This window comes from Mesorhizobium sp. Root695 (assembly GCF_001428185.1).
In the GTDB taxonomy this organism is placed as follows: domain Bacteria; phylum Pseudomonadota; class Alphaproteobacteria; order Rhizobiales; family Rhizobiaceae; genus Mesorhizobium.
Genome location: NZ_LMHO01000044.1, coordinates 162646 through 173381, shown reverse-complemented (window position 1 = coordinate 173381; position 10736 = coordinate 162646). Strand labels below are relative to the sequence as shown.

General features: G+C 63.0%; 9 protein-coding genes. 3 read left to right on the top strand and 6 right to left on the bottom strand.

All coding sequences use genetic code 11. The features are described 5' to 3' along the window. Nucleotides 1–50: 50 nt before the first annotated feature. The 4 genes from ASD99_RS28715 to ASD99_RS28700 all read right to left on the bottom strand — a co-directional run bounded on the left by ASD99_RS28715 (nucleotide 51) and on the right by ASD99_RS28700 (nucleotide 4137). Nucleotides 51–659 (bottom strand): ABC-type transport auxiliary lipoprotein family protein, encoded by a 609-nt coding sequence (locus ASD99_RS28715; protein WP_413813962.1) that lies wholly within the window; start codon nucleotides 657–659, stop codon nucleotides 51–53. A gap of 79 nt (nucleotides 660–738) precedes the next feature. Continuing rightward, nucleotides 739–2112, bottom strand: a complete 1374-nt coding sequence (locus ASD99_RS28710) for an MCE family protein (RefSeq protein WP_056582243.1) — start codon at nucleotides 2110–2112, stop codon at nucleotides 739–741. A 14-nt stretch (nucleotides 2113–2126) separates the two neighbouring features. Continuing rightward, nucleotides 2127–2948 carry an ABC transporter ATP-binding protein gene (locus tag ASD99_RS28705; protein ID WP_057145703.1) on the bottom strand — a complete coding sequence of 274 codons (822 nt, stop codon included), beginning with the start codon at nucleotides 2946–2948 and terminating at the stop codon, nucleotides 2127–2129. Between the two features lies 1 nt (nucleotide 2949). Next, nucleotides 2950–4137 carry an ABC transporter permease gene (locus ASD99_RS28700; RefSeq protein WP_056582240.1) on the bottom strand — a complete coding sequence of 396 codons (1188 nt, stop codon included), beginning with the start codon at nucleotides 4135–4137 and terminating at the stop codon, nucleotides 2950–2952. 76 nt (nucleotides 4138–4213) lie between these two features. Between ASD99_RS28700 and dgcA the strand changes: the two genes are divergently transcribed. Next, on the top strand, nucleotides 4214–5197 hold the full coding sequence (dgcA, locus tag ASD99_RS28695) for an N-acetyl-D-Glu racemase DgcA (protein ID WP_056582238.1): 984 nt from the start codon (nucleotides 4214–4216) through the stop codon (nucleotides 5195–5197). Here dgcA and ASD99_RS28690 read toward each other — a convergent pair. Then, nucleotides 5168–6382 carry an MFS transporter gene (locus ASD99_RS28690; RefSeq protein ID WP_057145701.1) on the bottom strand — a complete coding sequence of 405 codons (1215 nt, stop codon included), beginning with the start codon at nucleotides 6380–6382 and terminating at the stop codon, nucleotides 5168–5170. The genes dgcA and ASD99_RS28690 overlap by 30 nt on opposite strands. 124 nt (nucleotides 6383–6506) lie before the next feature. Next, nucleotides 6507–7322 (bottom strand): UDP-2,3-diacylglucosamine diphosphatase, encoded by an 816-nt coding sequence (locus ASD99_RS28685; protein WP_082525246.1) that lies wholly within the window; start codon nucleotides 7320–7322, stop codon nucleotides 6507–6509. 121 nt (nucleotides 7323–7443) lie between these two features. Between ASD99_RS28685 and ASD99_RS28680 the strand changes: the two genes are divergently transcribed. Both ASD99_RS28680 and ASD99_RS28675 read left to right on the top strand, forming a co-directional pair. Then, nucleotides 7444–8223 (top strand): SDR family oxidoreductase, encoded by a 780-nt coding sequence (locus ASD99_RS28680; RefSeq protein WP_056582235.1) that lies wholly within the window; start codon nucleotides 7444–7446, stop codon nucleotides 8221–8223. A 177-nt stretch (nucleotides 8224–8400) separates the two neighbouring features. Continuing rightward, on the top strand, nucleotides 8401–10725 hold the full coding sequence (locus ASD99_RS28675; RefSeq protein WP_057145699.1) for an NADP-dependent malic enzyme: 2325 nt from the start codon (nucleotides 8401–8403) through the stop codon (nucleotides 10723–10725). Nucleotides 10726–10736 lie beyond the last annotated feature (11 nt).

The window sequence follows — 10736 nt, the reverse complement described above, 5'->3', positions numbered from 1 at the left end:
TCGGGCATCAGCGCTGTCACAAGTGCTGTGCGATCAAGCCTTTACGGAAATCAGATGACCGAATCCGTCCAGCCCACGATCTGCTTGGCGGCATCGCCGAACGCGTTGTCGAGTGCGCTGACATAGGCGGGATTGCCGCTGCCCGAAACGGGCGCGGATGCGGTGAAGCTCTTGGAAGCACGCACCTCGCCATTGCGGTCGTTGAGGATGCGCACGAACAGATCGACCTCGGCATGCTCGCCGCCGTCGACGCGCACCTCGAAGGATCGGATCTCGACGATCACCTGATAGTCGATCGCCAGGCCCTCACCCGGCTTGCCGACACCGGCAAAGCTGCCCGAACGCTGGAACGTCTCGGCCAGCCGCGCCTGCACGATCAGCGGCAGCCGGTCGGCCCATTGCGCACCCTTGAGATACTGGATCGAGCGATCCGATGGCTTGATGACGACGTTCTGGCTGTCCAGCGCCTTGAGCGCCGACGGCTGCGCGATCAGGATCTGGCGGCGGCTGTGGCCATGCGCGTCGACCGAAGGCGCCGACAGCTCGAACGTATCGAGCGGCGCGGGCTTGCCGCCCAACGCCGCGCAGCCGGCCAGCGTCAGGGCAAGCAGTGCCGCAGCCGATGTCAACCCGCCCGTTTTCACCCACACAGACTTCACGCGCGGTCCCCGTTGTCCCCGGATCGTAAGATCGACCCGCTTTCGCGGCTCATGTTCTTGGGGCGCGCCGACGCCGAAGTCAACGCCGCGCCCTGCCATCGAACTGCCGAACCTCGCCATCGCCACCCGAAAGGATGCGCTGCGGATTGCGGCTGAGATCGGTCACCGCCTCCTCGATGCGGCTGATCGAACGGCGGCTGTCCTGCACCAGCGCCTCGACATTCGAAAGCCCCTGGCCCGAGAAGCGCGCCAGATTGTCGGTGATGACGCCAAGGCGCGAATTCAGCGTGTCGGCGACCTGCTTGAACGATTTCAGCGTCGCCCTGGCATCGGCCATCACGCCGTCGGCCTGCCCCGACCCGAGCAAGGTGTCGACCCTGGCGAGGATGCCGTCGACACGCACCGAAGCGTCGTTGAGCCGTTGCGCCAGTTGCTTGGCATCCTTGATCGTCTGGTCGATGTCGTCGGCCCTGTTGGCAAACTTGCCGGTCACCTCTGCGATATCGGCGGCGGCCTTGTCGGCGTTTTTGCTGGCCTTCTGGATATTGGCGAGCGCCGTGCGCACCTGCGCCGGATCGATGCCGTCGAGCACGCCGTCGACCTTGGCCAGCGTGCCTTGCGTCTGCTTGGCGAAATCGTTGACGGACCCAACCGCGGTATCCACATTCTTGATCACGCCGTCGAGCTGTTTCGAAGTCTCCTTGAGGTTCCCAGTCACCGTATCGACATTGGCGACAATGCTCTTGATCTTGTCCTTGTCGACGGCATTGAGAAGGCCTTCGGCTGCCTTCAGCGTGCCATCGAGCTTGCCGGAAACGCCTTTCAGCTCATCCGCCAGCGTGCTGGCCGCGGACAGGAACTTGTCGATGCCGTCCGAATTCTTGGCCAGCGCATCCGAGAAGGTCTGCACATTCTGCACGGTCTGCGTCAGCGGACCGCGAACGTCCTTGGTGAAGCCTTCGAGCTCGGTCAGCACCTTGTCGGCGCGCGTAAAGATGTTCTGCGCTGTCTGCAAAAGGTTGGTCACCGCCGACGGGTTGGCGACGATCTCGGCCACCTTGCCTTCCTTTTCCGCCTGGTCAAGGAGCTTTACTTCCTTGGGGTCGGCGCCCTTGAGCTCGATGTTGGCCTGTCCGGTGAGGCCGGCGAGACCGATATCGGCCTGCGTCGACTTGGTGATCGGCGTCAGGCGGTCGATCTCGGTGTCAGCGATGGCAACCGTCGGATTGTCGACGTCGATATAGACGCGCTTGACGTCGCCGACCTTAACGCCGTTGAAAAGCACGAAACTGCCGCGGCCAAGCCCGGAGGCCGAGCCCGGAATACGCACGCGCAGCAACGTCGTCTCGCCCTTGTCGCCGATCGCCGCCGTCCAGTAGACGAAGGCAAACGCCGCCAGGATCGCAGCCAGCGTGAAAATGCCGACAATGACGTAGTTGGCTCTGGTTTCCATTATCCCACTTATGGCTATGCGCGCGCCGCAAGATCAAGTTGCCGGGCGCGTTTTCCGCGGAAATAGGACTTTACCCACGGTTCCTCGCTCTTCAGCATGTCGTCTATCGTGCCTTCGACCAGCACCTTCTTGTTGCCAAGCACTGCCACCCGGTCGCAAGCCGTGAACAACGTGTCGAGATCATGCGTGACCATGTAGACGGTCAGATCCATCGTGTCGCGCAGCTTGACCACCAGTTCGTCGAATTCCGCCGCACTGATCGGATCCAGGCCCGACGTCGGCTCGTCGAGGAAGACGATGTCGGGGTCGAGCGCGAGCGCCCGCGCCAGTGCGGCGCGCTTGATCATGCCGCCGGACAGTTCGGACGGGAATTTCTGCGCCGCATCGGGCGGCAGCCCGACCAGTTCGATCTTGAGCAATGCCAGTTCGTCCATCAGCTTTCGCGGCAGGTCGAGATATTCGCGCATCGGCACTTGGACATTCTCCAGCACCGTCAGCGCAGAAAACAGGGCGCCATGCTGGAACAGCACACCAAGGCGCATGTCGATGCGCAGCCGCTCCATATCGCTCGCTTTCTCGATATCGACACCGAACAGTTTGATCGTGCCCGACTGCTTGCGCGTCAGACCGAGAATGGTGCGCAGCAGAACCGACTTGCCGGCACCCGAGGCGCCGACAAAGCCAAGGATCTCGCCGCGCCTTATGTCGAGCGACAGCTTGTCCAGGATAAGCTTGTCGGCGAAGGACACGCTGATGTCGTGCGCGGAAAGCACGATGTCGCCCTCACCCGTGTCGTCCGCCAGTGCACTTACCTTTTTCCGGCTTCGCAGCTTCATCTCAGAACTCGATCGCTGCGTAGAAGATGGCGAAAAGCCCGTCGAGGATGATGACGACGAAGATCGACTTCACCACCGAGGCGGTGACGTGCTGGCCGAGCGATTCGGCACTGCCGCCGACCTTCATGCCTTCGACCGAGGCAATCGTGCCGATGATCATCGCCATGAATGGCGCCTTGATCAGGCCGGAAAAGATCGTGCTGAGGTCGATGGCAACGCGTAACCGGTCGATGAAAGCAGCCGGCGGGATGTCGGAATAGAGCCACGCGGCCAGGATGCCACCGCCGAGTGCGGCGAAATTGGCGATGATGGTCAAGCACGGCAAGGCGATGACCAGCGCCACGAGCCGCGGAAAGACCAGGACGCCGATCGGGTTGAGCCCGATGACCTTCAGTGCGTCGACCTCCTCGCGCATCTTCATCGAGCCGATCTCGGCGGTGATCGCGCTGCCGGAGCGGCCGGCGATCATGATCGCCGTCATCAGCACGCCAAGCTCGCGCAGGATCAGCACGCCGACGAGGTCGACGACGAAGATGTCGGCCCCGAAATAGCTGAGCTGGTAGGCGCCTTGCTGGGCAACGATGGCGCCGACGATCGCCGACATCAGCACCACCACCGGAATGGCGCCGACGCCCATGCGATCGATCTGGTTGAAGATCGCCGCAGGATTGACGGCATGACCGCGCCCGAGCTTCATCTGAGCACCGCGGATGGTGGCGCCGAGGATGTTCATCGAGGCGAGGAAATCGTCGCGCATCTCGTAGACGCGCCGGCCAACCGCCTCCAGCGCGCGAATGACGATGTTGGGCGGCCGCGCTGGACCGGATTCGGGTTCGCGCCGAACAGCCTCGCCCACCGCGTCGAGCAGGATCGAAGCGATCTCGCTCTGGCCCTGCATCTGGATCTTGACGCCCTTCTTCTCGAAGGCGCTGACCAGCCGGTCGATCAGCCAGGCGCCGGCGGTATCCATCTTCTCGATGTTGGAAAGATCGAGCGCCAAGATCTTGAAACCGCTTCGCTTCTCGATCTTGCGCATCTCCGCGTCGATCAGTGCGACGGTCCGTGTCGTCCAGATTCCGGAGAAAGCGCAGCCGAGAACGCCGTCCTCCTCGCCGATCGCCACGCGCGGTTCGTGGTCAGCCTCCCCCGCGGTCGTGCCGCTTGCGTCGCGCTTGCCGATGGTCAACATGGCGTCCTGTTTAGCCTGACGGGTCTGACCTGTCGATTTGCCGACGACGCTTGTCGCATAGCCGGAGCAGAAAAATATGGTGCGTGTCATTTCGGTTGAGGCCGAGCGTTTTCCCATCGCCGGAACCTTCACCATTTCGCGCGGTTCCAAGACCGAAGCCGAGGTGATCGCCTGCACGATCAGCGAGGGCGGCCACACCGGCCGTGGCGAATGCGTTCCCTACAAGCGCTATGGCGAGACCATGGACGGCGTCCGGGAGGCGATCGAGGCCATGCGCGGCCGGATCGCTGGCGGCATCAGCCGAACCGGCCTGCTCGATGCCATGCCGGCCGGAGCGGCCCGTAACGCCATCGACTGCGCCCTGTGGGACCTGGAGGCAAAGATCAGCGGAAGACCGGTGGCGGATGCGATAGATGCAGTTCCCTTAAGGGCCCTTGAGACGGCCTATACGCTGTCGCTCGGCGAACCGGAGGCGATGGCGGCGCAGGCCCGCGCCAATGCGGCGCGGCCGCTGCTCAAAGTCAAGATCGGTGGCGACAACGATATCGCCCGCATCCGCGCGGTCAGGCAAGCGGCGCCCGACAGCCGCATCATCCTAGACGCCAATGAGGGTTGGAGCGACGACAACATCGCTGCGAACCTCGCCTTTGCCGCCGAACAAGGCATCACACTGATCGAGCAGCCGCTGCCGGCCGGTCATGACGAGATCCTGCGCCATATCGCGCATCCCGTGCCGATCTGCGCCGATGAAAGCGTGCACGAGGCAAAGAACCTCGAAGCGCTTGTCGGCCTCTACGATGCCGTCAACATCAAGCTCGACAAGTCGGGCGGCCTGACAGCCGCATTGGTGTTGCGCGATCGCGCCCGCGAGCTCGGATTCGGCGTGATGGTCGGCTGCATGGTCGGCACATCGCTGGCCATGGCGCCGGCGGTGTTACTCGCACAGGATGCCGATTTCGTCGACCTCGACGGTCCGCTGCTGCTGGCCCGCGACCGGGTGCCAGGCCTTGTCTACCAGGGATCGCTGGTGTCACCGCCCGATACGACGCTGTGGGGCTGAGCGCGCTGCAAGCCCGATCAGCACGAGGCCGACGATAGCGATCGGGATCATCACAAGGAACCCATCGACGCCGAGACGGTCATAGAGCGGGCCGGAAGCAAGCGTAACAGCGGCCATGAAGAAGCCATTGAAGAAATAGGCGATGCCTTGCGCAGCGCCGGTGCGCTCTTCGGAGACAGTCTCGGCGATCATCTTCTGCAGGCCGATCAGCACCATTGCGACAGACACCGAATGCAGCGACTGCACGGCGAAGAAGCCGGGGATGCCGAGACCGAGCGGCCATACCAGTGGAAAGATGATCCAGCGCACGATCGAACCAATGCCGGCGATCACCATCACTTTGACGACGGACACGGAGGCGAAAATGCGATTGAAAAACAGAAACATGCAGACTTCGCACACCACGCCCCAGGCCCAAAGCAGGCCGACGACGGAATCGCTGATGCCGATCGATTTCCAGTAGATGGAGACGAAGCCGTAGAGGAAGGCGTGGCTGGCGGTAATGATGCCGACACCAAAGGTGAAGTAGAGGAAATAGGCATTGAAAAGGCTAGGCGCGGCATGCTGGATTTCTGCGGCCGACAGCGGCGAGGCCTTGCGCGGCCGCCCCATGCGCGGCGCAAACAGGGCTGCGACAAGCGCTGCGGCAAGCGCCACGAATATGATCATCGGCACGGCTTTGGCTCCGGCCGCCGCCAGGATGAAACCGCCCACAACATTGGCGCAGAGATAGGAGATCGAGCCCCATTTGCGCATAGCGGTGTAATTCGAGCCGAAGCGGCGCACTCCAGACAACGCCAGCGAATCGGCCATTGGCGAATGCGGTGTCCAGACGATCGTCAAAAGCAGCGATACGGCCAGCACGATCGCGTAAGTCGCTGGCAGGAAATAGCCGGCCGAAATGGCCATCGTTGCCGCGACCAGCGCGATATAGACGTTGGCGCGGTCCTTCGCCCGGTCGGCAAATGCCGTTAGCATAGGCGTCGTCACGACGCGCAAGAACATCGGCGCGGCAAGGATCACGGCGATCTGTTCGGCGCCGAAGCCCTTCGCCTGCAGCCAGAGCGGAAAATAGGGCAGATGCGTGCCTTGCGATACGAACAGCGTCACGAAGATCAGGCTCATGCGCAGTTCGAAATGGCGCGGCTTGACGAGTTGTTCGGGCGAAAGCGGCGTCAGGGACATGAATCGATCCAATCACGCTGCACTCGGCCGGACGGCAACGCGTATCGATCCCTTAACATGGGCGAAAACCGGGCGAAACCGGTTGGACTAATCGATTGATCCCAGAACCGAAACGAAACTCGGCCTATGCCGCCTGCCCTACCCGGTCTTCGATGAGCAACGGGATAAACGGCTCGTCCGTCGCCTCGGGCAGCACCTGCGCCCAGGTCAGGATTTCCATCCGGCCGTCAAAATGCTCGACCACGGCCGTGCAGCTTTCCACCCAGTCGCCGGTGTTGATGTACTGGACATCGCCAAAATTCTCGATGACGGCATGATGGATGTGGCCACAGATGACGCCGTCGACATGCGAGCGGCGCGCCTCGTCCGCAAGCATGGTCTGGAACGAGCCTATGAAGTTCACCGCCTTCTTGACGTTGACCTTGGCCCAAGAGGAAAACGACCAGTAAGGCAGGCCGAGCAACTGTCGCAGCCGCGTTACAACCCGGTTGACCAGCATGGCCGCGTCATAGGCGTGATCACCGAGATAGGCGAGCCAGCGCGCATTGTGGACGACGGTGTCGAACTGGTCGCCATGAATGATGAGCAGGCGCTTGCCGTCGGCGGTCTCGTGGACGGCGCGGTCGGCGACGACAATGCCGCCGAAATGCACGCCCTGGAACTGGCGCGCGAATTCGTCATGGTTGCCGGCGATGTAGGTGATGTTGGCGCCCTTGCGTGCCTTGCGCAGTAATTTCTGCACGACGTCATTGTGGCTTTGCGGCCAGTGCCAACTCCGCCGCAACCGCCAGCCGTCGACGATGTCGCCGACCAGATAGATGATATCGGCATCGTGATGTCTAAGGAAATCGATCAGGAATTCGGCCTTGGCCGCCTTCGAGCCGAGGTGGACATCGGAAATAAACATGCTGCGGAAAGTGCGGGGCTCTTGGCCGGACATCGCGATTTCACCGTTGCTTTCGCGAGAGGCTATGCCCCGATTCATGCAACAACCGTATGACGGTTGCGATTGGTCCAGCCGAAGGACTAGCTTGCCGCCGGCTCACAAGGAGAAAATCATCATGGATCTCGGCATTCGCGGGAAGAAGGCCATAGTCTGCGCTTCGAGCAAGGGGCTTGGACGCGGTTGCGCGATGGCGCTGGCCGAAGCCGGCTGCGACATCGTCGTCAACGGGCGCAATGCCGAACTGGTGGCGAAAACGGCCGCGGAACTGCGCCAGCGCTATGGCGTCACGGTGACGGAAGTCGTTGGCGACGTCTCCAGGCCCGAGGTGCAGGAGGCTCTGCTCGCGGCCTGTCCCAACCCGGACATCCTCGTCAACAACAATGGCGGACCACCGCTTCGCGACTTCCGCACGCTTGATCGCGAAAAGATCCTCGAAGGCGTCACCCAGAACATGGTGACGCCGATCGAACTTGTCCAGGCCGTCCTCGACGGCATGGCGTCGCGCGGCTTCGGCCGCATCGTCAACATCACCTCGCTGTCGGTCTATGTCCCGATCCCCGGCCTTGATCTGTCGTCCGGCGCGCGCGCCGGCTTGACCTCGTTCCTTGCCGGCGTGGCCAGAACGGTGATCGACCGCAACGTGACCATCAACAGTCTTTTGCCGGGCAAGCTCGACACCGACCGGCTGCGCGGCCCGCACGAGGCCGGCACCGTCGAGGACCCTGCGGCGGCCGCAGCCCGCAAGATCCGCATCAGCGCCGATGTTCCGGCCAAACGGCTTGGCACGCCGGAGGAATTCGGCCAGATCTGCGCCTTCCTGTGCTCGGTCCACGCCGGCTATCTGACCGGGCAGAACATACCGGTCGATGGCGGTCTCTACGTCAGCGCCTTCTAGTCAACTTGTCCGTGAAACTGCAGCAACCATCTGTCAGAAAATCGGCATAAGCATTTGATCGATCATGACTTTCTACGCGCCGCCGGGTATTGCCGCCGGCGCGTCGATTAGCGTCGCGAAAAACCTGGGCCGCATGCTAAAAGGGAATCTCCAGCCAGATTTCGAGGGAGCAGCCGCATGGAAGGCGAGAGCAAAAAGACGGCACGTTCGGACCTCGACGAAGCCGCCCTCTATTTCCACAAGCACCCAAGACCGGGAAAGCTCGAGATCCAGGCGACCAAGCCGCTGGGCAACCAACGCGACCTCGCGCTCGCCTATTCGCCTGGTGTCGCCGCCCCTTGCCTGGAAATCCGCGACGATCCGGCGACCGCCGCCGACTACACGGCGCGCGCCAATCTGGTCGGTGTCGTCTCCAACGGGTCGGCCGTGCTCGGCCTCGGCAATATCGGCCCGCTGGCTTCCAAGCCGGTCATGGAAGGCAAGGCCGTCCTGTTCAAGAAGTTCGCCGGCATCGACGTCTTCGACATCGAGATCGACGCGCCGGGGATCGAGCGCATGGTCGAGACGATCTCGGCGCTGGAGCCGACCTTCGGCGGCATCAACCTCGAGGACATCAAGGCACCCGAATGCTTCGAGGTCGAGGAGCAGCTGAAGGCCCGCATGGGCATCCCGGTGTTCCACGACGACCAGCACGGCACCGCCATCATCGTCGCCGCCGCCGTGCTCAATGGGCTGGAGTTCGCCGGCAAGACCATATCGGACATCAAGATCGTCACCTCCGGCGCCGGCGCTGCCGCCCTTGCCTGCCTCAACCTGCTGGTCTCGCTTGGCGCACGGGTCGAAAACATCTGGGTCACCGACCGTTTCGGCGTCGCCTACAAGGGCCGCACCGACGAAATGGACCGCTGGAAAGACCCCTATGTGAAGGACACCGAGGCGCGCACGCTGGCCGATGTCATATCGGGCGCCGACGTCTTCCTCGGCCTCTCGGCCGCAGGCGCGCTGAAGCCCGAACTGCTTGAGCACATGGCGCCGAAGCCGCTGATCCTGGCGCTGGCCAACCCAAATCCCGAGATCATGCCGGAAGTAGCGCGCGCGGCGCGCCCCGATGCGATGATCTGCACCGGCCGTTCGGATTTTCCCAATCAGGTCAACAACGTACTGTGTTTTCCTTACATCTTTCGCGGCGCGCTTGACTGTGGTGCCAGAGCCATCAATGAGGAGATGAAGATGGCGGCGGTGCGGGCAATCGCAGCGCTGGCCCGCGAGGAACCCTCCGATGTCGCCGCACGCGCCTATTCCGGCGAGACGCCGATCTTCGGGCCTGAATTCCTGATCCCCTCGCCCTTCGATCCGCGCCTGATCCTGCGCATCGCACCTGCGGTCGCCAAGGCTGCCTGCGACACCGGCGTCGCGACAAGGCCGATCACCGACTTCGCCGCCTATATCGACAAGCTGAACCGCTTCGTCTTCCGCTCAGGCCTGGTGATGAAGCCGGTGTTCTCATCCGCCAAGACGTCGACCGCCAAGCGTGTCATTTATGCCGACGGCGAGGACGAGCGCGTGCTACGCGCGGCACAGGTCGTGCTTGAGGAAGGCATTGCCGAGCCGATCCTGATCGGCCGCCCGCATGTCATCGAGGTGCGCCTGAAGCGTCATGGGTTGCGCATCAAGCCGGGCGTCGATTTCGGCCTGATCAACCCGGAGGACGATCCGCGCTATCGCCACTATGTCGACCTCTTGATCGAACTCGCCGGCCGGCGCGGCGTGACGACGGAGGCCGCACGCACCATGGTGCGCACCGACAACACGGTTATTGCGGCCCTGGCGCTGAAGCGTGGCGATGCGGACGCCATGGTCTGCGGCCTCGAAGGCCGCTTCGAGCGGCATCTGCGCAACGTCACCTTGATCATCGGCCCGCGCGCTGGCGTCGAGGACCACGACCTGTCGACGCTTTCCATGCTGATATCGCAGCGTGGCATCATCTTCCTCACCGACACGCACGTCTCCGTCGATCCGACCGCCGAGGAGATCGCCGAGATGACGGTGCTGGCGGCGGAAGAAATCCAGCGCTTCGGCATCGAGCCGAAGGCGGCACTCCTGTCGCATTCGGATTTCGGCTCGCGCGATTCGCCCAGCGCACTCAAGATGCGACAGGCGGCGGCGATCCTGGCGCGTATCGCGCCTGACCTTGAATGCGATGGCGAGATGCATGCGGATACTGCCTTGTCCGAGCATCTGCGCCAGCGCGTCTATCCCCACTCCAGGCTGAAGGGCGAAGCCAATCTGCTGGTGTTCCCCAACCTCGATTCGGCCAACATCACGCTGACCGCGCTCAGAACCATGATGGATGCGCTCCATGTCGGGCCGATCCTGCTCGGCACCGACATGCCGGCGCACATATTGACGCCGTCGGTCACCTCGCGCGGCGTGGTCAACATGACAGCGCTTGCCGTGGTCGAAGCCGCCCACAAGGCGCAAGCGGTCGTCAATCTGGGCTGAACACGGATTTC